Origin of the sequence: Desulfitobacterium dehalogenans ATCC 51507 (assembly GCF_000243155.2) — a bacterium.
Classification (GTDB): domain Bacteria; phylum Bacillota; class Desulfitobacteriia; order Desulfitobacteriales; family Desulfitobacteriaceae; genus Desulfitobacterium; species Desulfitobacterium dehalogenans.
Genome location: NC_018017.1, coordinates 2,823,504 through 2,847,039 on the forward strand (window position 1 = coordinate 2,823,504; position 23,536 = coordinate 2,847,039).

Genomic DNA, 23,536 nt, shown 5'->3' on the forward strand with positions numbered 1-23,536 from the left:
TCGATCTTAATTATGATTTGAGTAAATTAGGTGCAAGTGCAATAAATTTTGCCTATATTAGACTCTAAAATTTACGTTCTTTTATAAAATAAGCCAGATCCACGAGAGCCTTTCGGGTAGGTACATTAGGAAGCTCTTGAAGATAAGAATTGGCTTTGCTTATATATAAGTCCACATAATGCATGGAGTCATCAATTGCTCCGGAATCCTTAATCAATTTAATGGCCTCTCTGACTTCTTCTTCAGTCTTCTCAGGCTTGGAAAGCAATTCATGCAACCGATCCCTATCCTTGGATTGATGCAGAGCAAGGATCAACGGTAAGGTCATAATTCCTTGACGAATATCTCCCCCGATGGGTTTCCCCAGTTCGGAGGCTTCAGCAGTAACATCCAAGACATCATCGACAATTTGAAAAGCCATACCCAAGGCGTGTCCATAGGCCCCCAGAGCCCAAACTTCTCTCCGTGGTGCGGAGGACACCAAGGCCCCCAGTTTACAGCTAGCGGAAATAAGCATGGCTGTTTTGCGCTTAATACGATAATAGTATTGTTTTAAGTTCTGGTTGACATCATTGGAGGCTTTAATCTGTTGAATTTCCCCCTGGCTCATTTCAACACTGACTTCAGCAAGGATTCTTGATACTTCAGGATGGTTAATCTGAGCAAGTAATTCCAAAGCTTTGGCTAATAGATAATCTCCAGTAGCGATAGAAACCACATTTCCCCATTTTGCCTTAACTGTTGGCCGTCCCCGACGTGTCATTGAAGCATCCACCACATCATCATGAACCAGAGTCGCCATGTGAATCAATTCTAAAGCCATAGCCACAGGAAGGAGTTTATTAATGGGATAGCCATAAAATTTTCCTGCTAAAAGGGTAAAAGCCGGGCGTAACCGCTTCCCTCCGGCTTCCAATAGTTGAACAGCCGACTGATCCAGTACGGGGAAATCTGTTTTTATATAGGCATGAAGTTCTTTTTCAACCTTCTGCAAATCAGAATTGATTTGGTTAAAAAGCCACAGTTGTTTCAATCTTGGTTCACCTGCTTACACCCTATTTATCGTAGGACACCATATCTTGTGGGAGTTCCGCAAGAGGATCCTCATCATCATAGGTTAATAGTTCTTCATCGTCTTGATTGGGTGTCGCTTTCTCATCTATCGCCGGATTTTCAGCTTCAGGTGTAGCTGCTGCAACCGTCGAAGACGTCGTTGCTGCTGCCTTTTTTTCTTCCTGGCTGCTTTTTTTAGGTGTGGTCGTCTTCAGCGTATCATCTAAGGTCTTCTTCAGGACATTGCTGGGAGTATTGACAGCATCCTGAAATTCTTTTGTCATATCTCCGGCAATTTTCTTAACCTCAAAAACGACTTTTCCAATGGCACGAGCCACATCAGGAAGGTCTTCTGGGCCGAATAATACCAAGGCGATAACCATTAATATAATAAGTTCATTAAAACTCATCTCTTACCCCCCTATCCTTCCAGCGCCTTCTCTCGTTTCCTGGCGACAATATAACCGAGCCAAATACTGGCCTCATACAGCATATATGTAGGCAAAACCATTAGACCTTGAGTCACCAGCTCAGGCGTTGGCGAAATGAGCATCGTCACCACTACAATTCCAAAGAAGGCATACTTCCTTTTTCTAGCCAGGCTATCTGGGGAGAGGATGCCAATACGAATCAAAAGCAGCAAGATAACAGGGAGTTGAAAAATCAAACCAAAGCTTAAAAGAAAACGTATAATAAAGGATAAATACGAAGCTTTTGTCACTAGGGTAGTTGAAGCTACAACAGCTTGGCCAGTGAAAAGCAGGAATTTAAGCCCGATAGGAATTACAAAGAAAAAAGCAAAAGCTATACCGCCTAACATCAAGATAACCGAGCTAGGTACAATCATATAAAGGTATTTCTTTTCATTTTGCTTTAAAGCTGGGAGAATAAAACTCCAAATCTGCCAGATAATTATTGGCAAAGCAATGACTACCCCTACTACAATGGATACTTTCAGTTTAACCATGATGGGTTCCATGGGGGTTGTTGTAATTAATTCTATGCCCAGTTGAATCACTGGATTGGCAAGGAATGCGTAAACCTGATCGCTGTATATCCATCCGACAACCGTACCTAAAATGATTCCGTATGCTGCAAATAAGAAAACTTTGCGTAATGCGCTAATATGCTCCATGAGCGGCATATTTTCGTCAACACGTTTCCGCCTGCGCATCCCCACACATCCTTCCCATAATCCTTCTACTTTTATTCAGCGCGCATTTTTATATTGATTGCAACTTCTAAGTTCTCTTCAATTTTAGCATGGAATTACTTTGATGACAAAGACAACCCTGCTTTGTTATCTATAGTTCAGCTCCAGCGTTTGAACCTGCACATTGCTTTCAATATAATCGATTAATTGATTTAAAGAGTGGTTTTTAAGATTAGGAAGCTCTCGGAGAATAGTTCTAGCCTCAGTCAGAGCAGAGTCAACCACCTTACCCTCAATTCGTTCTTGAGATGCGGCCCAGGCAATCCCCAAATTCCATCCTATGGTCTCACATTGCTCCTGCACCTTCACCGAACAGCCGGCCAGTTCTGCCCCCAGCCGTGCAGCAAGACCTGTTAGCGATGCTCTTTCCATCTCAATTGTCTTTATGTATTCGCCTTCACTCACTCTTTTATCCTTTGATAACCAACGAATTATTGCTCCTTGGTTCATACTTTCGATAATTTTAGCCAGAGGTGCCAAGAAATGAAGCATTTTTTCCTTACATAAATTTAGAAAAAATTTCCCATACAAAAAATCCCCCACAAGTACCGGAAATTGTCGTTTGCTTTCTTCTAAATCCGGATCATCCTTCATCAGGCGATGAACCTGGTCAGCCATAAATATGTATTGAAAGATTGTGGCTAGACCAATAGCTGAACGTGTAGCACCTCCAAAGGTCTGGCTCACGGAAAGGACAATAAGAGGGCAGGCGTTATTCTCAAGTTCACCAAAATTCAATTCTACAAGTTCGTCAAATTCTGCAGCCTTGAGCTTGATTTCACGTCTAAGGGTTCTTTTTATTTCTTCAAGCTCCTCCTTGAAGTGTTCGGTCAGTAGCAACAAGGCAATCTCTCCTTAATATTTGAGGCTAATCTAAGTAATATTCGAGGCTTTACATCAAAATCCTGCCCCTAGTACAGTTCCTACGATCAATAACATTATTTTTTACAAGTTCATATAAATAATCCTACAATTACTTAGAAAATATTGACATTCCATAATTCAAAACAATAGACCTTGTAACTCTCCCGTCACAAGGTCTATTATGCCAGCCTTCTCTCAGTCTGGAATAAAATAAATATCCCTCCTAAAGATTTACCGCTTCTTTTGGATCTTCTACGAGTCCACGTTTCATTTCCGTAGCTGTCATATGACCTGCTTTAAATTGCTCGGTCAAATAATTACAGGCATCCCAGGGATTGACCTGATCCCCGCATGTGAATACGTCTACTGCTGCATAACCAAGTTCTGGCCATGTATGAATGGCTAAATGGGATTCGGAAATGACTACCACACCACTCACACCTTGCGGACTGAACTTATGAAATACCACTTCACGTACTTCTGCGCCTGCTTCCAGGGCTGCGTTGACCATGATTGCTTCGACTTCTTCGCGGCTATTGAGAATCTCGAAACTGCAACCATAGATTTCAGCCAACACATGACGTCCCAGAGAATTGCTCATTTTGTCATCTTTGCCCCCTTTACAAAAGCAAAATGGAAGGAATCCGAGCCGAACAAAGCAGTTCGGTGACCCAAATTCCTATCGAAAACAATTGTAGCACAATGTGGCCGCTTGTCAATAAAAAAGTTAACTTTATCCCGGTAAAACCCTCTTATCTGCTCCAAATCTGGAATGAGATGAACTCTCTTCCGGTTTGCTCCGCATTCCTCAGTATTTCACTTTTATATTATGAGAATTATTAAGAACTGTGCTTTCCTCGATTGGATGAGTCCAAATCTTTCGGCTGAAAGTTATTTAATTATTAATGAAGGAAAGTTGTTGTCCGGGTCGGGTAGCTTTACGCACACCGCTCCCTCAATAGCTCCAGAGCTGGTCAACTCGCTTTCTTAACAGCTGCGCCAAACCTTCGGGTAGTACCTGATGTGAACCGGTGGCTGCGCTACGTTAAGAAAGCTTCGTTAACCCGGCCGCTCTTCCGCTTAAAGAAAGCTTGGCTTATGGTGAGTGACGCGAAGCAGAACCTTAGCTGCCTTATACACAGTGAAAATCCTTCGCTCTTGTGCGTAAAGCTACGCTTACGGGTCATTAGGGGCGTTATCTGTTGGATCCATTTATTTATTTTTAGAATAGACAATCTTTCCGTTAATGATCGTCTGCTGAACCTTGGCATTAATATTCAACGGCTCTTGGTCATAGACGACCAGATCGGCATCATACCCTTTAGAGATTCTGCCAATGCGATCATCACATCCCAGAATCTCGGCTGGACTGACCGTAAGACATTTTAATGCATCTTTTGGAGAAAGTCCTTCTGTTACAGCCAAGATAGCTATGGTCCTCAATTGATCGATGGAGTTGTAGGGATGATCTGTGATTAAGGCGACTTTTAGCCCTGAGCCCACTAATTTAAGGGCTGAGGCATAATTTCTATTGCGGAGTTCCATTTTTATGCGCGGAGTCAGCATGGGACCAAAAGCTACCGCTACCTTCTTTTCAAACAAATAGTCGGCAATAAGATCCGCCTCTGTTCCATGTTCGATAACCAATTTTTCGATATTAAATTCTTCAGCGATGCGAACGGCAGTTATAATATCATCGGCTCGGTGGGCATGGGCTCGCAAGGGGATTTCTCCCATTAAAACCGGAATCACAGCCTCCAGCTTGACGTCACGTTGATTCACTTTATTCGCCTTTTTCAAGATCATATAATCCTGAGTTCGCATGAATAACTCACGAATCAGAGATGCCGTACCCATCCGGGTTACCGGTGATTTTTTATCTTGGCCATAGGTGGTGAGCGGGTTTTCTCCCAGGGCGACTTTTAAACCTACCGGGTTCTTGATTACCATATGATCGATGATTCGCCCTGAGGTTTTGAAGGCCATACTTAAGCCCCCTACCGGATTATCGCTTCCCGGTCCGGACATAACTGTGGTAATTCCATTGCGAACCGCATCCTTAAAGGCAATATCCATGGGATTGACTGCATCGATTGCTCTAAGATTCGGGGTGATGGGATCAGATATTTCATTATTGTCCACACCGATTTTTCCTGTTGCTTCCTCAATGATCCCCAAATGTGTATGACAATCAATCAATCCTGGCAGAATATAACCCTCTTGCACATCAATAAACGGGACCCCCTTTTCCCCTTCGATTACCTGTCCGATCTCTTTAATTTTATTATTCTCGATGAAAATATCAGCCTTAATAAAATCCTCCTGCTCATGAAGCCAGACCAAACCGTTTTTTATTAAAAGACTCATCCCTTCACCCCTACTGTGTTAGCTTTTTCTTAGTATTACCGGAAAAACCATTATTGAACACATTCATTTCCCTTAGGGTCTTTGCCAAGGGACATACAACCATGTATAGTTTTCCACTTTTTGCAAAACAATATCTTGAATTCCAGAGTCAGGGAGGGATAACCGTGGACAAAGATACCTATTATAGCTGGGCCCGCCGCAAAGGCATTTCGCGTCGTGACTTCTTAAAGTTCTGTACGATGACCGCTGCTATGTTGGGACTTGACTCTTCATCTGTCCCTAAAATAGTCAAAGCTCTCGAAACAAAACCCCGCGTTCCGGTAATCTATTTAAATCTACAGGAATGCACTTGTTGCAGCGAGTCCTTTCTGCGCAGTGCTCATCCGCTGATTTCCGATCTCATATTCAATATGATATCCCTGGATTATATGGAAGTTATCCAAGCTGCTGCAGGAATACAGGCTGAGTCTGCCCGACTTAAAGCCATGCAGGACTATTATGGAAAATATGTTTTGGTCGTCGAGGGCAGCGCCACCTTAGGAGACGGTGGAATCTATTGTACCATTGGGGGAATGACCGCCAATGACCTTCTCAAGGAATGTGCCGATGGAGCAGCCGCAGTCATTGCTTATGGTTCCTGTGCCACCAACGCCTGTATTCAAGGGGCTTACCCCAATCCTACAGAAGCCGTCCCCATCCGCCGTATTGTCAAAAACAAACCGGTGATCGATGTACCCGGCTGCCCACCCATCGCTGAAGTCATCACTGGAACTATCGTGCATTATATAACCTTTGGTGAAATTCCTGAACTAACCAGCCAGGGCCGTCCCAAAGCTTTTTATTCCAAACGGGTTCATGATGGATGTACCCGGCGCGCTTTCTTTGATGCCGGCCAATTCGTCGAGCAGTTTGATGATGAAGGAGCTAAAAAGGGTTGGTGCCTCTACAAGATGGGTTGTAAAGGGCCCGTAGCTTACAACGCCTGCGCTGTTATCGAGTGGAATGGAGGGGTTAGCTTCCCTGTCAAATCAGGTCATCCTTGCATGGCTTGTTCCGAAAACAACTGGTACGATACCAGCACACCCTTTTATACCCATCTGGCCGATATCCCCAATAATGCTATCGGTAGAAATCCCGACGAAGTGGGGATGGCTGCCTTAGGAGTTGCGGGGATCGGAGTGGTGGCTCATGCCGCAGCGACCATCGTCACAAAAACCGGTGAGAAAAGGCAGAAGCAGGAAAAATAAGGAGAGGTTTGAAGTCTATGGCTACACGAATTGTTGTTGATCCGTTAACCCGGGTGGAAGGGCATTTGAGAATTGAAGCTGTAGTTGAAGGCACCAAAATCACTGAAGCCTTAAGTTCGGGAACCATATTTCGAGGAATTGAAAAAATCGTTGAGAATCGAGATCCCAGAGATGTCTGGTCTTTTGTCCAAAGAATCTGCGGAGTATGTACCCATATTCATTCCATCGCTTCAGTCCGTGCTGTTGAAGATGCTCTTGACTATAGAATTCCTAAGAATGCCAACATTATCCGCAATATCATGACCCTTACCCAAATGGTTCATGATCATGTGGTTCATTTCTACCATTTGCATGGTTTTGACTGGGTCGATGTTCTAAGCGCTCTGAAGGCCGATCCCAAGGCAACCAGCGAACTGGCCATGTCCCTATCGGATTGGCCCAACTCTTCGGAGGGTTACTTCCGTGATGTACAAAATAAGGTTAAGAGACTTGTTGAAAGCAGACAGTTAGGGATTTTCGCCAATGCCTATTGGGGGCATCCCGCTTATCGTCTCCCTCCTGAAGCCAATTTGCTGGCAGTAGCTCATTATATCGAGGCCCTTAATTGGCAAAAAGAAATTGTCAAAATTCACACCATCTTTGGCGGAAAAAACCCTCATCCCAATTATTGTGTAGGGGGCCATCCTTCCACCATTAACCTGAACGATGTCCATGTCATCAATATGGAGCGCTTAAATCTCGTCAAATCAAAAATCGATGAGGCCCAAATCTTCGTGGATAAAGTCCTCCTTCCCGACCTCTTTGCTATTGCCGGCTTCTACAAAGGGGACTTATGGGGGGGCGGGATCGGAAATTTCCTCTGTTATGGGGGTGTCCCTATGACAGATATTCGGGAGCCTGACTCCTTCCTTTTCCCTAATGGTGCCGTCTTAAACCGCGATCTGAGCAAAGTCTATGACGTGGATCTGAAGGATCCCGAACACATCAAAGAGTTCGTCAGCCACTCCTGGTACCAATACGACGATCCCAAGGCCGGATTGCATCCTTGGCAGGGTAAGACTGCCCCAGTCTATGACGGGCCAAGACCTCCCTACCATAATCTCGATGAGAATAAAAAATACAGCTGGATCAAAACTCCTCATTGGAAAGGAAATCCCATGGAGGTAGGACCCCTTGCCCGTTTTGTCGTAGGGTATGCCCGCGGTAATAAGCCCATCAAAGGTTTGGTCGATGATGCTCTACGGCGATTAGATCTGCCTGTTAATGCCCTGTTTTCTACCCTGGGCAGAACCTTGGCAAGGGCTCTGGAAGCTAAACTTTCCGTGGACCATTTAGCCGGATTTTACTCAGATTTGATTGCTAATATAAAAGCGGGAGACAGTCAGACTTTCAATCCGGAGAAATGGGATCCCAGTCGTTGGCCGACCACCGCTCAAGGGGTTGGTTTTGCCGAAGCACCCCGTGGTGCCTTGGCTCACTGGATCAAAATCCATGATGGCAAAGTGGAAAGCTATCAGGCAGTGGTTCCTACTACTTGGAACGCTGCTCCCCGGGATGAAAAGGGAGTTAAAGGCCCTTACGAAGCCTCGCTCCTGGATACTCCTGTAGCGGTTCAAGATCAGCCTCTGGAACTGCTTCGAACCATCCACTCCTTTGATCCCTGTTTAGCTTGCGCAACTCATCTCATCTCTCCCACAGGAGAAAAATTAGCAAAAGTAAAAGTTCTCTAGACAAAAGGATGTGTGCCCCATGGCTGAATCCAAAAACTATCAACCTTATGGGAGTCCCTCAAAACTTCGCGCTCCCATCTATGTGTGGCAATTGCCTGTCAGACTCTTTCACTGGATTAATGCCGTCTCCATAGTGATTTTATTTGTCACCGGGCTATATATCGGCAATCCCATTCTAGTAGCTCCCGGAGAAGCGGTCGGTAATTTTGTCATGGGCAATAGTCGTTATTGGCATGGTGTTACTGCCTATATTTTTACAGCCAATCTTCTTTTTCGCTTGTACTGGTTTATAGTCGGCAATGAATACTCAAAGCTGCGGTTTTGGCGCAAAGAGTTCTGGCGGGATGCTATAGCCACCCTAAAATACTACCTCTTTTTAACCCGTGAACATACAACCCATGTCGGGCATAATTCTATGGCCCAATTGATGTATCTTGTCTTCATTTGGATTGCCAGCTTGGTCATGATTCTGACCGGTTTTGCCATGAGGGCTACAGCAACTCCGCCGGACGGAGTCCTTGGCCTTTTTTCCTGGCTGATCCCAGCCATGGGCAGCGAAAATCAAGTCCGAATGATCCATCATCTTTTTGCTTGGGGTTATGCCGCCTTTCTCCTTGGCCATCTCTATATGGTCTTTCGTCAGGATATCCTGGATGATGATGGTACTGTCTCATCCATGATCAGCGGTTATAAGTATGAACTATCTGAAACCATAAAACCTGAGGATACTAAGAATCGAAAATCGGAGGATCACCCAGCTTCCTCCTGATATGGGAAAATGGCGGCTACCTTGAAACGGTAGTCCGCCATACCAGATATATTAGCTGGGCCTGAGATGGGAATACCTCCTTGAGCGGATTGAAGGTTAAGGGCAAACAACTAAAAAAGCCCAAAAGTGTTTTGGGAAATCTTGAAGATTGTCCTCAACCTTGATATACTGATTATGTAAAAATTCAAAGGGGAGTAGCTGTACAGCAAAGTCGTCATTCCCGGACTTAAGTCCCGGCTTTGTTGGCAACACAGTTGTTAGCGAGACCTTTGCCCATTTTGGGTAAAGGTTTTTTTAATGCTCAGTTTTGTTACAGCCGCCCCTTTACCACCTCTGTTAAAGGGCCTATACCATCTGGTAACGCAAAAAATAATAAGAGAGAAGATGTAAAGAAATGGAGTTTCTTAGCCCGGAATTTTTCTCAGCTCTACTATCCATCGTACTTATGGACCTGGTTCTTGGAGGGGATAACGCTATTGTTATCGGCATGGCTGCACGAAACCTGCCCCATGAGTCCCAGAAGAAAGTAATTCTGATTGGTACTGGTGGTGCTATCCTTATCCGCTCTTTAGCAACTTTAGTGGCAGTCTGGCTCTTAAAGATTCCCGGTTTAATGTTTGTCGGTGGTGTTTTCCTGGTTTGGATGGCTTACAACCTCCTTACCGATGATAAAGAAGGCGATCATGTGAAAAGTGCTTCGAATTTCTGGGGAGCGATTCGCACAATTATCATTGCCGACTTTGTCATGGGGCTGGATAATATTCTAGCCGTAGCAGGCGCTTCACACGGAAGTCCTTTTCTGGTTATTTTCGGACTGTGCATCAGCATCCCCATCGTGATCTGGGGAAGCACTCTTGTTATCAAGGCCATTAATCGCTTTCCGATCATTATCCCCATCGGCGCTGCAGTCATAACACATACAGCTGTAACCATGCTGGTGGGTGAACCTTATGTAAAGAATCTCATTGGTGAAAGTACCCTCATTGAATGGAGCCTTAGTGCCATCTTTATAGCCATAGTCTTGCTTCTTGGTCACCGTAAAAATAAGAAAAAAGCTCTGCAAACTGCTCAACACCATGCAGCCTAATAAATCGCCAAAAGAAGCGTGCCCTACCCGGGCACGCTCCTTTAATGTCTTATTTACCTGCTTGATTCACAGAGAAATTAATCCTCTATATCTATATCCAGTGCAGATATGGCCATCCAGTATCCTTGCCAAACAGCAAGGACTTGCTTGCCCACGTTATTATACTCTAGGTTGATGGACATCAAATCATCGATCATAACAGCCAGTTCCCTATCAATACGCTCTCTCATTCCCAACTGACTCTCCTGTTTGGCTACATGAACAAAACGCATATAGGTAAAATCTGCCTCCACAAATTTGTTAAAGTCCAGTCTCTTCAATACATTACTCATCCTTCCCTAGTCTAATCACATCATAACTATATTACCACATCCCTTAGTAGACTTCATTCTCTGCTCTAAACAAAATGCTGTCGCCTTCACCATAACCACGAACCTCTTCTAGACCCCAATCCGAAGTGTAGTCATTGGTCCGCCAAGTAATAAGAAACAAATCCCCGTAGAATTCAGTCTGAGTCAAAACCTTTCCATCTCTTAGGATAATCTCAACTTTCTTAATTCTGGGGTCATTGACAATTCCGTAAAGTTTAAAATCGTAATGATCATCATCGTGAAAACCATCAATAGTATAATCTATTATCTCAGTAGGATCGTTTTCGAAGCCGATGGGATTATTACCAAAGCTCCAAAAGAAGAGGAGTTCTTTTCTTACCGTATTACAGGAGACCCATCGATCGTATTTCCCCAAAATGTATTTACCCTTATCAAAGTCCTCCATATGCACAACCTTCGACGGCCCATAATGGATGCTGCGTTCAGAATTTTCATGGGCTGACAGCGGACTCAGATAGAGGCCCGAACGCAGAATAAAAACAGCGCCTAAAAAAACCATTATGATAATGTTTCGCATGATTTTCTTAGATCTACTCAATGACATCACCGGCCTTAAGCGGAATTTCAACCCTATAACTTCTATTGTAATTTTCATAGCTGATGATTAACATCTCCGCTGTTTTATCAAAATTCTCAAAGGTTCGTATCCCTCTGGTAACAATTCCTCCATTACTGGCACCGGAGCCGGCCCAATAGTCATTTCCTAAATTGTCCGAGATATTACCGATTCCGCTAAAGCTCCATCCTGTCCCCCAAAACCGGGTATCGTAATATTTGTAGATAATGCTTAACTCTCCGTTCTTTTTAAGAATAATACGGGTAAATTTAATCACTGAATCATCCAAACGTACTTTTTCATTAACCATAAGATCATAGACTATGTCGGTTGGGGGAATGTCTTTTGCCGGATCATAAACTCTCAAAGAATCAATTAGTGGTATCCCGATCATGAAAAGATTAACTGCAACCAATAAAACAACCGCAGTATGGGTCAACCTCCACAGCCAGCCGATCACCGGATTATGCTGTTTATTTAACTCCGTTCCAATTTCCTCTGGATCTCCCATACCCTCAACCGATAAACGTTCGGCGGTTTCTTCATCGTATCCTTGTTCGAGATATTCCTCGATTCTATCTAAAAGATGGCCTTCAAGTTCTGAATGGATTGCCCTTTTATCAAAGGAAAACTTGACATGGGATAAAACACTCCTCAAAAAATCATCTATCTTAGGAGAAGGCATGAACATTACCACCTATGACTTTATTTACTGAAATCGAGAACGTTTCCCATGTCCGCTTCTCTTCTGCAAGCTGTTTTTGGCCTTTATTCGTTATTTTATAATACTTACGCTCTTTGCCGGTTTCACCTTTTGCCATATACGAGGTTACTAATCCGTTATTTTCAAGTCTATGGAGAACAGGATAGAGCGTCCCTTCTTTGAATAGAAATGTTCTATCCGAACGGGATTCCAGCTCCTTGATAATTTCATAACCATATCGATCTTGCTCTTGAAGCAAGGACAGCACTAAAAGATTAGTACTTCCACCGATTAAACCTTTATCAATTTTCATAATACTACCCTCCAAATTGATATACCTTGATCATCTACGTAAATTATACATAGATGATCAAGGTATATCAAGGGACTTTTCTTAATCATGATGTCATTCCGTAGAGTAGAGCTACGAGCGACCACGAAGTCCGCATCACCTTTAACGACGCACTGAAACAATAAATTAACACCATCGTATGCATATTCAATTGGGTTGCTTATCTTGCCAACTTATGTCTTGCATTTTTCTTAAACATATGTTATTTTATATAAGTCCCTTAAATACGGGATGCAATCGGGGCGTGGCTCAGCTTGGTAGAGCGCTACCTTGGGGTGGTAGAGGTCGCACGTTCAAATCGTGTCGCTCCGACCAAAAATTCGTTAAAAAAAGTCAATCTTAAATGATTGACTTTTTTGTGTTATATTTCAAATGATATTGCTCTTGATAAAAAGCTGTGATGGGATAAATAAGCCTTAATTTTGTCCGATGACTTCTATTTTCCGAACCCCTTGAATCTCACCCAGTGCAGATAATAAATTCTCCGGAATATCCACCATCCCCATATTTTCTACAGAAATGGTAACATTAGCGATCCCTTGGAGAGGGATTCCTTGATTAATCGTCAGTACATTACCCCTGAAACGGGCAATAGTATTTAATACATTGGATAGGACTCCTGCCGTATTTTCCAAAATCAAAGAAAAGGTAATGATCTTTTCCCTGCTTGCCTCATAGAATGGGAAAACCCCATCCTTGTATTTATAAAAAGCACTGCGGCTAAGCTGGACCCGGTCCACAGCCTCATTAATAGTATTTACATCCCCTTTGACCAACAGCTCCTTAGCTTGAGAGGTTTTGAGGATGGCCTCAGGGAGTATATCTTTACTGACGATTAAAAAATCTTTATTCCGGTTCTGACCTGCCACTGTCTTTCGCTCCCTAGTGATTCTTACATAAGAAAGGGTTTGCTCTATTCACTTTATGCGAAGTGTGCCATTTACCCTTTAACTATTCAAATACAATTATTATTAGTGACCATTATAAGCAAATGTCCGTCCTATAGCAACATTTGTTTTTTTGCACCATACGGAGCCCATTCACCTCTCCCCTTGGTTCCATGAAAAAAGGGTTCCCGCAGGAACCCTCTGGTGATTAGATGATGATGCAGATTAGACCACCATTGCCGTCATTGACAATCCTTTGCAAGGTGTCTTGGAGCTTATGTTGGGCATTCTCCGGCATCCGGTAAAGCTTAGTCTGAACCCCTTCCCGGACTAAATCATGCAAGGATTTGCCGAAGATATTGGACTCCCATACCTTCTTAGGATCGGATTCGAACTCATCGAGTATGTAACGAACTAAATCCTCAGCCTGCTTCTCCGTTCCAATCAAGGGAGTAATCTCTGTGGTAACATCTGCACGGAGAATATGAAGGGAAGGAGCACTGGCTTTCAGCTTAATACCATAATGTCCGCCGGATTTCACCAGTTCCGGCTCTTCAAGGTACATTTCGTCAAGGTGAGGGGTCACCACACCATAGCCATTGGTACGAACCTCCTCAATAGCCGGGGCAAGTTTATCCCATTCCTTTTTGGCCCTGCTGTAGTCCAGAACCAATCTCATAAGAGTATGTTCCCCTTCCACATTAACCCCGGTCATTTCCTCAAGAACTGTCTTAAAGAGTCCCTCTATAGCCGTCATTTCAATTTCTGCGATACCTGTTCCCAAATTCATCTGCTTAAGCAGAACATCCTGAGCATTGGAGCATTCTCCTAATTTATCCAGAGCCATATCAATATCACGAATACGACGGATGCCTTCGATGGATTGGCGAACAGCCTCTTCGAAGCTAGCCCGGACAGGATGGCTGGAATCCAGCTCTTCAACCCACTTGGGAATCTCAATATTAACTTCCGCTACTGGGAACTCATAAAGAACTTCTTCGAGAATTTGCGTAATGTCTTCCGGAGTCATATCCAAGCAATTAACCGGAATGACGGGCACATTATATTTCTCTTCGAGAGAGCTGCTTAACTCCATGGTCATTTCCGAATAAGGACGAGTAGTATTCATGACAACCACATAAGGTTTCCCTAGCTGTTTCAGCTCTTCAATGACTCGCTCTTCAGCCTCTACATAAGCTTCCCTGGGAATTTCGGTAATGGAGCCATCTGTAGTAATGACAATACCGATAGTCGAATGATCTGTAATTACTTTGCGTGTGCCAATCTCAGCCGCTTCTTGGAACGGGATGGGTTCATCGCTCCAGGAGGTCCGAACCAGACGAGGCTCTTCACCATCTTCTGACTCGTAGCCAATAGCCCCTTCCACAGCATAGCCGACACAATCCACTAAACGAACTTTCATTTGAATGCTGTCTTTGATCAGAATTTCTACTGCATCCGATGGAATAAATTTTGGCTCCGTCGTGGTGATTTGTCTTCCTGAACCACTTTGAGGAAGTTCATCATTCGCCCGCTCCCGCTCAAATACATCCATGATATTGGGCAGGACCTGGAGGTCCATGAAGCGTTTGATAAAGGTGGACTTCCCAGTGCGGACTGGCCCAACGATTCCGAGGTAGATATCGCCCCCTGTGCGCTCGGCAATATCTTTAAAAATGTCCACTTTTTCCACAAAAATTCCCTCCCTTTTGAGTGCTGTCCCAAAAACGGGGAAGGGCCCCCACCTTATCCCCCCACCTCCCTGACACAAGATGATGGATACCGGATAACTGGACTAGCACGTTACGCAGTATAAGTATATTGACCGGCTTGGGCAATTATGTCAAAATTTCTTTTTGCCCTGATAAATTAATTTCCTTGTTGAATTCATCCAAATCCACTACCCAATCCTTTATCATTGCTATGAAAACTTAAAGCAATATATTCCATTTAATGAAAAATAGGAATGAAAAGCTTAAAAAGGGAGCATCGCCAATTGCTTCTTTAAAAGCTTGGCGATACTCCCTCAAACATTCCATAGTTCAGATTCTATTTATCCTGGCTATCTTGACAGTTTTCTTGGTAGGAGCCATTTTCCATGGCGATGAGAGCCACTTCTTCAATCTCGTGCTTTTTACCCCTCATCATAAGAGCTGATACTGCCGCCTTGGGATCGGTACCCTGGAAGAGAACATCATAAGCCTGTTCTGTGATAGGCATGGAGATTCCATACTGGCGGCTTAACTCATAGGCAACGCGGGTGGTGCGAACGCCCTCTACCACCATACCGACCTCTTTCAGGACTTGATCCAGGGGTTTACCCTGCCCCAAAGCAACCCCGGCCCGATGATTGCGGCTATGCTGACTGGTGCAGGTCACAATAAGATCTCCAACCCCGGCCAAGCCGGCAAACGTCAGAGGGTTCCCTCCCATGACCACGCCCAATCGGGTAATCTCGGCAATCCCACGGGTCATGAGTGCTGCCTTTGTATTATCCCCATAGCCTAGGCCATCGGCAAAGCCGGCACACAGAGCAATAATATTTTTAAAAGCTCCTCCCAATTCTACACCGATGGTATCTGGATTCGTATAAACACGAAATTTAGGAGTCATCAACATATCCTGGACCGCTTCGGCAGCTTGACTATCCCGGGAAGCGACCACAACGGTGGTAGGCATATCTTTTCCCACTTCTTCAGCATGGCTCGGACCGGACAAGACCACAACAGGGTTATGGGGAAGTTCTTCAGTCAACACCTGGGAAAGCCGCTTGTAACTTCCTTCCTCCAGCCCTTTGGCTGTATTCACAACGATGGTTCCCTGTTTAAGGTGTCCTCTTATCTTTTGCGCTGTCTCCCGTACACTATGGGAGGGTACACTGAGCACAAGCATCTCCGCTTCCTCAAGTACTCCGCTGTCACCTGTTGGCTTTACTGTCTGGGGCAGAACCACTCCCGGCAAATAAGGTCGGTTTTCACGTCTCTGCTCCATAAGATCCATCTCACTGAGATTTCGCCCTAATAAGGCAACTTCATGACCTGCTTTACCCATGGAGACGGCCAGGGCCGTTCCCCAGCTACCTGCGCCATAAACGGTTATTTTAGCCAATTTAATCCCCCTTCCCACCAATCTATCTTTTCAGATTGAACTTATTCTCTGTTCCATTAAGGACTCTTTGGATATTTGTCCGATGACGGATCACCACTCCACTGACAGCAACCACGGCAAACACCTTATAAGCAATAGGCTCCTTAAAAAGAAAAACCAGAATTCCTACAGTTAAGGCGGCCAACACGGAACCCATGGAAACATAGCGTGTAAAAAAGACAATCAAGACAAAAAGGGCAATGGCAATGAGGGTAATCTTAGGCATCAAAATGAGTATGATTCCAAAACCCGAAGCTACTCCTTTGCCGCTGGGCTTAAAACCAAATAAGGGATTCCAGCTGTGCCCTGCCATAGCCAATAATCCGGCTGTAATTCCTCCCCAAGGGCCAAAAAAACGATAGCCTAAATAGGCAGCCAGAGCCCCTTTTAAAGCATCCCCCAACAGGACGAGAACTCCGATTCTCGCCCCCAACAAACGGAAGGCATTGGTCGTGCCAATGTTCCCACTGCCATGTTTTCGAACATCAATTCCCTTATAGCGGCCTGCCAGATAAGCAAAAGGAATCGCCCCCAGCAGATAAGCGATAATAAATATCGCGTATTCCCACATCCCTACTCCCTCTCTTCATCCTTTTGTCTCACAATCATCCGAATGGGCGAACCTTCAAACCCAAAGCTGCTGCGCAGCTGGTTTTCCAAATACCTGCGGTAGGAGAAATGCATTAACTCATGATCATTGACAAAGAAGACAAAGGTGGGGGGTTTCACTCCCACTTGAGTGGCATAAAGAATCTTTAAGCGCCGCCCTTTATCCGTCGGAGGAGGATTGAGATGGATCCACTCTCTCACTAAAGTATTCAGGGTGGCCGTAACTACACGGGTAGAATTCTGCTCCGCCACGAAATCAACTAACTCCAAAAGCTTAGCAACCCGCTGCCCAGTTTTGGCTGAGATAAAGAGGGTCGGAGCATATTGCATAAAGCCCAATTCCTCTCGAATATCCTTTTCAAAACGATTCATAGTTTTATCATCTTTTTCAATCAGGTCCCATTTATTAACCACCAGGACGATCCCTTTTCCAGCCTCATGGGCGTATCCGGCAATCTTCTTATCCTGCTCCGTAACTCCTTCACCGGCATCGATCAACATCAGAATCACATCGGAACGGTCCACCGCACGCAAAGAACGGGATACACTGTATTGTTCGGTTAATTCCTCAATGCGGCCCTTTCTTCTCATACCTGCCGTATCAATAATGATATAATGCTTGCCATCATGCTCAAAGGCAGAATCGATGGCATCCCGGGTGGTACCGGGAATATTGCTGACAATCACCCGTTCTTCACCCAGCAAGGTGTTCACTAAAGAAGATTTGCCCACATTAGGACGGCCTATAACGGCAATCCGGATCGTATCCGGGTCCACCTCTTCCTCAATTTCCTCAGGAAAATGGGAAATCACTTCGTCCAGTAAATCACCGATATTCATTCCATGAACTGCTGAGATAGGAATAGGTTCTCCCAAACCTAGATTGTAAAACTCATAGAGCTCCGTTTTCGAAAAATTCTCCACTTTGTTAGCGGCTAAAATAACCGGTTTTCCTGATCGCCTTAAGGTTTGAGCAATCATATCATCATCAGGGGTCGGCGAAATTTGCGCATCGATAACAAAAACGATCACATCCGACTCTTCGATAGCAATCTCTGCTTGGCGGCGCATTTGCGATGTTATGGGAGTATTTTCGTTGACAAATTCGATACCTCCCGTATCAATAATTGTAAACTTACGCCCTAACCACTCAGAATCCCGATAGAGCCGATCCCGCGTAACACCAGGCCGATTCTCCACGATGGCCACAAGTCCCCCTGCCAGGCGGTTAAATAAGGTAGACTTTCCTACATTAGGCCTTCCCACTATAGCTACAACTGGTTTACTCACAATCTTCACCCTCCAAATCCAATCCGGTCACCGCTTCCAGAAAGGCTCTCCCCTGGTTCTCAACCACCAAAGGCACCCCCTGCAGTTCTCCGGCCAACCATTCCAAACTTCGATCATCCAGGAATACCTCTTCATCTGCTTTAAGCATAACCCGTGGAATTAAAAAAATCTCTCCTTTAATATTACCTATATGCCTGGCAATATCCTGAGCTGTCAACAAACCTGCCACAGTCACCGTCGGTCCAAAAAAGTTATTAATAATAGTATGAAGTTCTATCGTCAAACCTTCAATATGGCTTAACTTTTTTATCAAATGATCAAAAAAGGGCACAGCCGACACCCCGGTAATCAGGTGTACCTTCCGTTTAGGGACAGCAGCAGGAAGATGCTTGAGAGCATGATCAAATTCCTGGCGGAATTTGCTGGCCATGCCCACTCCGTTTTCCAACTGGGCAAAATCATCATAGATCTCTGTGGCAGGATAGTCCCACCCGGCTGAAGCATAGAATTCATCGGAAAAATAGACCAGACTGCGGCCCGTTTGCCGGCGGTATTCCCTTTGCCAGCCTTCACCCTTGGTTAAGATATCCCGGGCCTCTTCAGGGGTAAAAGGGCGTAAGTCCGGCAGATTCACCCGGTACTTTGTCAGACCTACGGGTACCACGGCGATGGATTGCACCGATGGATGGAGGTTCCCCAACTCACGTACGGTCTGCTCAAGTATTTCTCCATCATTATAACCTGGTACCAAAACTATTTGGGAATGAATATGTATCCCCGCCTCGGCAAGCCGTTTTAATTGGCAGGATAAATCACCCGCTTTTGGATTCTTCATTAAACGGACCCGGGTTTCAGAATCCCAAGCGTGAACCGAAATATACAAAGGACTGAGATGGAACTTGAGAATCCTCTCAAATTCATCATCATCTAAGTTAGAGAGAGTTATAAAGCTCCCTTGGGTCAAGGAAAGACGATAATCATCATCTTTATCATAGAGGCTGCCTCTCATCCCTTTAGGCATCTGGGCTACAAAGCAGAAAACACAATTGTTTTTGCATAGTTTTAAACCATGGGGACTAACAGCCTGAACCTCTAAACCCAATTCTTCACCATAGGACCGTTCAATCTCTATCTCCCAAAGCTCCCCATCAGCCTTTTCCAGCAACAGAGTAAACTCGTCTTCAGCGGTTAAATACTGAAAGTCAATAATATCCTTGATCTCCTGTCCATCAATGGAAAGGATCTGATCACCACATTCAATTTCCATCTCCTCGGCGATACTGCCTCCATGGACAGCCGCAACGACTAAACCTTGTGCCAAGTTAGTCATCCTTTCTATATGCAATACCTTCATCAGATTGGGATTCCTGATGGACAGCTATCGGAATCAAAGTTTTTCTGGCTTGATAATATTCCCTGGCTTTTCTGAGAACAGCGATTATCATGCAAGCCCCAATGCTGAAGTGCCAGAGGAAGGCATTGGGGATAGTATAATATCTTACCACTCCATCAAATAAAAAAATAGTAAAGACTATGCTCAAGAGCATCCCTCCGCAAAGAGCTGCTATCATACTCCAAAGGTCACGGGTAATGAAAAAAGCCACGGATACAAAAATTATCGCAAACAGCCACTGGTCATAGGCTAAAATACCCGGTTCATTAAGCACAAACAAATCCTGAGCCACTATGCAGAAGCTTGCCAAAAGGATACCTGGGTATTTTCGCTCTTCTGTCTTCTTCCAGGCCACTAAGGTAAGAGCCACGAGGACAAAGATCCGAGGAAAGTGCCAATCCCAAGGCGGGAAAAAGGTAAAGCTATATTCCACAATCCATCCGAGAACCCAAACCAAAGGGATAATCCTCAAGCTTCTATCGATACGGAAAAGGGGCCACTCTGCCCAGGCCAAAAATCCAATACTAAGGAGTAACCACTCTCCTAAAGGAAAAACCAAGCCCATCGCCTCCTCATGCTTGACTTTCCCTATTATTCCCGCAAAGTCTTTCCTTCAACCGGAGAGATGGCTGAAGAGCGCCTCTGAGGCCTGGATATTTTACTGTATCGGGAAATATTCAGTAAGATACCGATCTCCACCAAGGTAATCACCAAGGAACTCCCTCCATAGGAGACTAAAGGCAGGGTAATTCCCGTTACAGGCAATACTCCCGTGACGACACAAAGATTAATGGTGGTTTGAATTGCCAGGGAAAAGGTAATCCCAAAAGCTAACAAGCGTCCAAAGCAGTCCGGGCATTGTCTTGCAATGTAGAATCCCCTTCCATAGCAGAGGACGAACAAACTAATTAATAATAAGGTACCGATTAACCCCAGTTCTTCTCCGATCAAAGCAAAAATCATATCCGTATAAACCTCCGGCAGGTAGCCGAATTTTTGCATACTCCTTCCCAAACCTACACCGAAAATCCCCCCAGACCCAAAAGCAATCTCCGCATTAATGATTTGATAACCCAGTTTGGAGGCATATTTCCAGGGATCCAGCCAAACGAGAATACGGTTCCATTGGTAGGTAGTATTATAAATCAGGTAGAGAAGAGGGGCACCAAAACAAGGAACGGCTAATATAAACCACCATGTCGACAGCTCGGTCTGCCAGAAAAGAGCGGCGGCTGTAAACACCAGGACCATGGTCGTTCCTAAATCCGGTTGTTTATAAACTAAAGCAAACAGCGGAATAAGGATGAGGACCGGCCAGGCCAGATCCCTTAATCTTTTCACGGGATAACGATCGATATAATGAGCCAAAAAAAGAACCATGGCTATTTTGGCAATTTCCGAAGGCTGGAGTTTCATAGGGCCGATTTGCAGCCAGCGAGAAGCTCCACCGGCTTCAATCCCACTATCTGAGCCAAGGACCATGACCAGTAGGATCAACGTAACTCCCATACCGATACCGGACAATTTCTTGAGCAAAGGATAAGGAATCCTTGTCATAATCAGTGCTGCAAAGCCACCCAATAAAGCCCATTTCCCCTGCCTCACCACATAGAAGAATACATTCTCACTCTCGCTGTAGCCCCGAACCGAACCTGCCGTGAGAACCATGACCATCCCAAAAACCAGAATAGCAAGAACCGAGATCAATAAATAAAAATCCACCTCACGCAAAGGTTTGGGTATTTTTACGAGAGTAGAGCGTTTTCGTCTTTTCGGCACTGCTGATCCCTCACTTTAACTTCCATCAAAGGATAATTCTATGGACAGCAAATGACTTCCTGCAACCTTGCAAGAAGTCATACATGCCAAATGATCAAGTTTTATCCTTTAGGATTCTGATTCAGATTGAATTATATCACCGATAGTAACCTGAGGCGCTTCTGACTGACTGGCTAAAAGTTCTGCATCTTCCGTAGCCTGTGCTTCAGCAGCAGCTTCACGGATACTTAAGCTAATCCGTTTTTCTTCCGGCTTGCATTCAATGACCTTTGCTTGAACCATGTCACCGACTTTCACTATATCTTCAACTTTGTTGACCCGTTTTTCAGAAAGCTGGGAGATATGAATCAGCGCATCAATACCATCCTCCAATTGGACAAAGGCTCCAAAGGGAGCTATGCGCACCACTTTTCCTGTAACCAAAGAGCCTAAGGCATATTTTTCAGGAGCGCTTTCCCATGGGCTGGGTTTTAATTGTTTTAGACCCAGGGAAATTTTGCCCTGATCTTTATCCACTTTGAGGATTTGGACTTCTACTTCATCCCCCACATTAACATATTCAGAAGGATGCTTAACCCGGGTATAAGCTATATCGGAAACATGAAGCAATCCGTCAACTCCACCGATATCCACAAACGCACCGAACTGAGCCAGTCTCTTCACGACGCCACTGACCACATCCCCTTCCTGAAGGGTCCCAAGAAGGTGCTCTTTCTTAGCAGCTTGCTCTTCTTGCAGAATTTCTTTCTGGGAAAGGACAACACGCCGCTTAGCCGGATCAAACTCAATCACCCGGAGACGCAGAGTCTGGCCTTTAAATTGATTTAAATCCTCTACATAACCTGGCTGAATTTGGGAGGCAGGGACAAAGCCTCGCATACCTACGTCAACAATAAGACCACCTTTGACCACATCAGCCACTTTTCCTTGAATCTCTTCTTTACTCTCCGCCAATTCTTTCAGCTTGTCCACAGCAGCCATTTCATCAGCCCGGCGTTTAGAGAGAACAGGGTTTCCTTCTTCATTCTCCACACGCAGGACGACAGCACTGATTTTATCGCCGATGGATACGATATCGCTGGGTTGAAGGCCAGAAGCTACGGTGAGTTCCTTCAAGGAGATAACTCCTTCCGATTTCCAACCTAAGTCAACAAATACTTCATCGTGATTGATTTTCACTACGGTTCCTGTGACTAAGGCTCCCCGATGCAAATTTTGCATTTCTTCAGCCCAGTCCTCCATATTCATCATTTCATGGGTTTCGTTATTTTCCATTGTCGACATCTTCTTATAAACCTCCTCAATAATCCAATCTGGTGTCGAGGCCCCCGCCGTTAATCCTACGGTTTCGACCCCTGTAAACCAGTTATTTTCCAATTCGTCAGCTGTTTCGATGAGATAGGTCCGGGTTCGTTCTGAGCAAATCCCCGCCAATTTTCTGGTGTTGGCGCTGTTTTTGCCTCCGACCACAATCATCACCTCAACATTACCCGCCAATTCACGGGCTACGGTCTGTCGCTCTTCGGTGGCATTGCAAATCGTATTATGTACCTTGAGCTCATGGGTATGTTTTTTTAACTCATCCACAATTCCATGGAAATTAGCTGCCGGTTGGGTTGTTTGAGCAAGTACGGAAAGCTTCTCATAAAAGGGAAGTTCCACGGCTTCCTCAAGGGTCTCAATGGCAATGGCACTCCCACCGGCCCAGCCTAAGATTCCTTGGACTTCAGGGTGCTGCCGATCCCCCACTACTACCACTTGACTGGATTGAGAGGATTCTGCAGCCAGCTGCTGAGCCTTTTGCACAAATGGACAAGTGGCATCCACTACCTTGACTTGACAGCGTTGGGCTTCATCATAGATATCCGGAGGCACCCCGTGGGAGCGAATAATCAAGGTGTCACCCGCTTGAGTCTCCTTCACTTCCCCTACCACACGAACCCCTTGCCTCTCCATCTTCTCCACAACCTGCTTGTTATGAATTAAGGGTCCTAAAGACGCGGTGCTTGAAGATTGAACAGTTCGCTCTGCCATATCTAAGGCTCGTTTAACACCAAAGCAAAATCCGGCTTTTTCCGCCCGGATGATTTTCAAGTTT

23 protein-coding genes and 1 tRNA gene are annotated in these 23,536 nt (G+C 44.8%); 5 read left to right on the forward strand and 19 right to left on the reverse strand.

The features are described from left to right. Window positions 1–64: 64 nt before the first annotated feature. From DESDE_RS13605 to DESDE_RS13630, 6 genes are all read right to left on the reverse strand, one after another. On the reverse strand, window positions 65–1,033 hold the full coding sequence (locus DESDE_RS13605; RefSeq protein ID WP_014794593.1) for a polyprenyl synthetase family protein: 969 nt from the start codon (window positions 1,031–1,033) through the stop codon (window positions 65–67). A 22-nt stretch (window positions 1,034–1,055) separates the two neighbouring features. Continuing rightward, window positions 1,056–1,463, reverse strand: coding sequence for a Sec-independent protein translocase subunit TatA/TatB (locus DESDE_RS13610; protein WP_014794594.1), 408 nt, complete (start codon window positions 1,461–1,463; stop codon window positions 1,056–1,058). A gap of 11 nt (window positions 1,464–1,474) precedes the next feature. Then, window positions 1,475–2,227, reverse strand: coding sequence for a twin-arginine translocase subunit TatC (tatC, locus tag DESDE_RS13615; protein WP_014794595.1), 753 nt, complete (start codon window positions 2,225–2,227; stop codon window positions 1,475–1,477). A 126-nt stretch (window positions 2,228–2,353) separates the two neighbouring features. Continuing rightward, window positions 2,354–3,109: a polyprenyl synthetase family protein gene (locus DESDE_RS13620; RefSeq protein WP_014794596.1), complete on the reverse strand. Its 756-nt coding sequence runs from the start codon at window positions 3,107–3,109 to the stop codon at window positions 2,354–2,356. Between the two features lie 244 nt (window positions 3,110–3,353). After that, window positions 3,354–3,731, reverse strand: a complete 378-nt coding sequence (gene speD / locus DESDE_RS13625; RefSeq protein ID WP_014794597.1) for an adenosylmethionine decarboxylase — start codon at window positions 3,729–3,731, stop codon at window positions 3,354–3,356. A 611-nt stretch (window positions 3,732–4,342) separates the two neighbouring features. After that, complete coding sequence (locus tag DESDE_RS13630) at window positions 4,343–5,497, reverse strand: amidohydrolase (RefSeq protein WP_014794598.1); 1,155 nt, start codon at window positions 5,495–5,497, stop codon at window positions 4,343–4,345. Window positions 5,498–5,661: 164 nt separating this feature from the next. Between DESDE_RS13630 and DESDE_RS13635 the strand changes: the two genes are divergently transcribed. From DESDE_RS13635 to DESDE_RS13650, 4 genes are all read left to right on the forward strand, one after another. Continuing rightward, window positions 5,662–6,744 carry a hydrogenase small subunit gene (locus DESDE_RS13635; protein WP_014794599.1) on the forward strand — a complete coding sequence of 361 codons (1,083 nt, stop codon included), beginning with the start codon at window positions 5,662–5,664 and terminating at the stop codon, window positions 6,742–6,744. A 17-nt stretch (window positions 6,745–6,761) separates the two neighbouring features. Further along, entirely contained in the window at window positions 6,762–8,474 is a 1,713-nt protein-coding gene (locus DESDE_RS13640) for a nickel-dependent hydrogenase large subunit (RefSeq protein ID WP_014794600.1), read from the forward strand. 19 nt (window positions 8,475–8,493) lie between these two features. Then, window positions 8,494–9,243, forward strand: a complete 750-nt coding sequence (cybH, locus tag DESDE_RS13645) for a Ni/Fe-hydrogenase, b-type cytochrome subunit (protein WP_014794601.1) — start codon at window positions 8,494–8,496, stop codon at window positions 9,241–9,243. A 394-nt stretch (window positions 9,244–9,637) separates the two neighbouring features. Then, window positions 9,638–10,330, forward strand: a complete 693-nt coding sequence (locus tag DESDE_RS13650) for a TerC family protein (protein WP_014794602.1) — start codon at window positions 9,638–9,640, stop codon at window positions 10,328–10,330. A gap of 77 nt (window positions 10,331–10,407) precedes the next feature. Here DESDE_RS13650 and DESDE_RS13655 read toward each other — a convergent pair whose 3' ends face one another. From DESDE_RS13655 to DESDE_RS13675, 4 genes are read right to left on the reverse strand one after another with little or no spacing between them, the layout of a single operon-like run. Beyond that, window positions 10,408–10,650 carry a hypothetical protein gene (locus tag DESDE_RS13655; RefSeq protein ID WP_041917275.1) on the reverse strand — a complete coding sequence of 81 codons (243 nt, stop codon included), beginning with the start codon at window positions 10,648–10,650 and terminating at the stop codon, window positions 10,408–10,410. Window positions 10,651–10,705: 55 nt separating this feature from the next. Beyond that, window positions 10,706–11,221 carry a hypothetical protein gene (locus DESDE_RS13660; RefSeq protein ID WP_242831257.1) on the reverse strand — a complete coding sequence of 172 codons (516 nt, stop codon included), beginning with the start codon at window positions 11,219–11,221 and terminating at the stop codon, window positions 10,706–10,708. A 31-nt stretch (window positions 11,222–11,252) separates the two neighbouring features. Further along, a complete protein-coding gene (locus DESDE_RS20805) occupies window positions 11,253–11,963 on the reverse strand; it encodes a permease prefix domain 1-containing protein (protein ID WP_014794605.1) in 711 nt (236 codons plus the stop codon). Continuing rightward, window positions 11,950–12,294 (reverse strand): PadR family transcriptional regulator, encoded by a 345-nt coding sequence (locus DESDE_RS13675; RefSeq protein WP_014794606.1) that lies wholly within the window; start codon window positions 12,292–12,294, stop codon window positions 11,950–11,952. Before DESDE_RS13675 ends, DESDE_RS20805 begins: the two co-directional genes overlap by 14 nt. A gap of 277 nt (window positions 12,295–12,571) precedes the next feature. Here DESDE_RS13675 and DESDE_RS13680 point away from each other — a divergent pair. Beyond that, window positions 12,572–12,648, forward strand: a tRNA-Pro gene (locus DESDE_RS13680). A 101-nt stretch (window positions 12,649–12,749) separates the two neighbouring features. Here DESDE_RS13680 and DESDE_RS13685 read toward each other — a convergent pair. From DESDE_RS13685 to DESDE_RS13725, 9 genes are all read right to left on the reverse strand, one after another. Then, window positions 12,750–13,202 carry an ACT domain-containing protein gene (locus tag DESDE_RS13685; RefSeq protein ID WP_014794607.1) on the reverse strand — a complete coding sequence of 151 codons (453 nt, stop codon included), beginning with the start codon at window positions 13,200–13,202 and terminating at the stop codon, window positions 12,750–12,752. Window positions 13,203–13,428: 226 nt separating this feature from the next. Further along, entirely contained in the window at window positions 13,429–14,913 is a 1,485-nt protein-coding gene (gene spoIVA, locus DESDE_RS13690) for a stage IV sporulation protein A (protein ID WP_014794608.1), read from the reverse strand. Window positions 14,914–15,269: 356 nt separating this feature from the next. Next, window positions 15,270–16,328: an NAD(P)H-dependent glycerol-3-phosphate dehydrogenase gene (locus DESDE_RS13695; RefSeq protein WP_014794609.1), complete on the reverse strand. Its 1,059-nt coding sequence runs from the start codon at window positions 16,326–16,328 to the stop codon at window positions 15,270–15,272. A 22-nt stretch (window positions 16,329–16,350) separates the two neighbouring features. Beyond that, on the reverse strand, window positions 16,351–16,938 hold the full coding sequence (plsY, locus tag DESDE_RS13700) for a glycerol-3-phosphate 1-O-acyltransferase PlsY (protein ID WP_014794610.1): 588 nt from the start codon (window positions 16,936–16,938) through the stop codon (window positions 16,351–16,353). Window positions 16,939–16,940: 2 nt separating this feature from the next. Then, window positions 16,941–18,266 carry a ribosome biogenesis GTPase Der gene (der, locus tag DESDE_RS13705; RefSeq protein ID WP_014794611.1) on the reverse strand — a complete coding sequence of 442 codons (1,326 nt, stop codon included), beginning with the start codon at window positions 18,264–18,266 and terminating at the stop codon, window positions 16,941–16,943. Beyond that, on the reverse strand, window positions 18,259–19,620 hold the full coding sequence (locus DESDE_RS13710; RefSeq protein ID WP_014794612.1) for a radical SAM protein: 1,362 nt from the start codon (window positions 19,618–19,620) through the stop codon (window positions 18,259–18,261). Before DESDE_RS13710 ends, der begins: the two co-directional genes overlap by 8 nt. Then, complete coding sequence (locus DESDE_RS13715; protein WP_041917276.1) at window positions 19,589–20,224, reverse strand: hypothetical protein; 636 nt, start codon at window positions 20,222–20,224, stop codon at window positions 19,589–19,591. The genes DESDE_RS13710 and DESDE_RS13715 overlap by 32 nt, the downstream gene beginning before the upstream one ends. 26 nt (window positions 20,225–20,250) lie before the next feature. Further along, on the reverse strand, window positions 20,251–21,438 hold the full coding sequence (ftsW, locus tag DESDE_RS13720; RefSeq protein WP_014794614.1) for a putative lipid II flippase FtsW: 1,188 nt from the start codon (window positions 21,436–21,438) through the stop codon (window positions 20,251–20,253). 108 nt (window positions 21,439–21,546) lie between these two features. Then, window positions 21,547–23,532: a bifunctional 4-hydroxy-3-methylbut-2-enyl diphosphate reductase/30S ribosomal protein S1 gene (locus DESDE_RS13725; RefSeq protein WP_014794615.1), complete on the reverse strand. Its 1,986-nt coding sequence runs from the start codon at window positions 23,530–23,532 to the stop codon at window positions 21,547–21,549. Between the last annotated feature and the right edge of the window lie 4 nt (window positions 23,533–23,536).

What these genes read in the sequence shown, in the direction of transcription:
- DESDE_RS13610 (WP_014794594.1), bottom strand. Translation starts at nt 1,463, where the DNA reads ATGAGTTTTAATGAACTTATTATATTAATGGTTATCGCCTTGGTATTA.
- tatC (WP_014794595.1), bottom strand. Translation starts at nt 2,227, where the DNA reads ATGCGCAGGCGGAAACGTGTTGACGAAAATATGCCGCTCATGGAGCAT.
- speD (WP_014794597.1), bottom strand. Translation starts at nt 3,731, where the DNA reads ATGAGCAATTCTCTGGGACGTCATGTGTTGGCTGAAATCTATGGTTGC.
- DESDE_RS13630 (WP_014794598.1), bottom strand. Translation starts at nt 5,497, where the DNA reads ATGAGTCTTTTAATAAAAAACGGTTTGGTCTGGCTTCATGAGCAGGAG.
- DESDE_RS13640 (WP_014794600.1), top strand. Translation starts at nt 6,762, where the DNA reads ATGGCTACACGAATTGTTGTTGATCCGTTAACCCGGGTGGAAGGGCAT.
- cybH (WP_014794601.1), top strand. Translation starts at nt 8,494, where the DNA reads ATGGCTGAATCCAAAAACTATCAACCTTATGGGAGTCCCTCAAAACTT.
- DESDE_RS13650 (WP_014794602.1), top strand. Translation starts at nt 9,638, where the DNA reads ATGGAGTTTCTTAGCCCGGAATTTTTCTCAGCTCTACTATCCATCGTA.
- DESDE_RS13660 (WP_242831257.1), bottom strand. Translation starts at nt 11,221, where the DNA reads ATGGTTTTTTTAGGCGCTGTTTTTATTCTGCGTTCGGGCCTCTATCTG.
- DESDE_RS20805 (WP_014794605.1), bottom strand. Translation starts at nt 11,963, where the DNA reads ATGCCTTCTCCTAAGATAGATGATTTTTTGAGGAGTGTTTTATCCCAT.
- DESDE_RS13675 (WP_014794606.1), bottom strand. Translation starts at nt 12,294, where the DNA reads ATGAAAATTGATAAAGGTTTAATCGGTGGAAGTACTAATCTTTTAGTG.
- plsY (WP_014794610.1), bottom strand. Translation starts at nt 16,938, where the DNA reads ATGTGGGAATACGCGATATTTATTATCGCTTATCTGCTGGGGGCGATT.
- DESDE_RS13710 (WP_014794612.1), bottom strand. Translation starts at nt 19,620, where the DNA reads ATGAAGGTATTGCATATAGAAAGGATGACTAACTTGGCACAAGGTTTA.
- DESDE_RS13715 (WP_041917276.1), bottom strand. Translation starts at nt 20,224, where the DNA reads ATGGGCTTGGTTTTTCCTTTAGGAGAGTGGTTACTCCTTAGTATTGGA.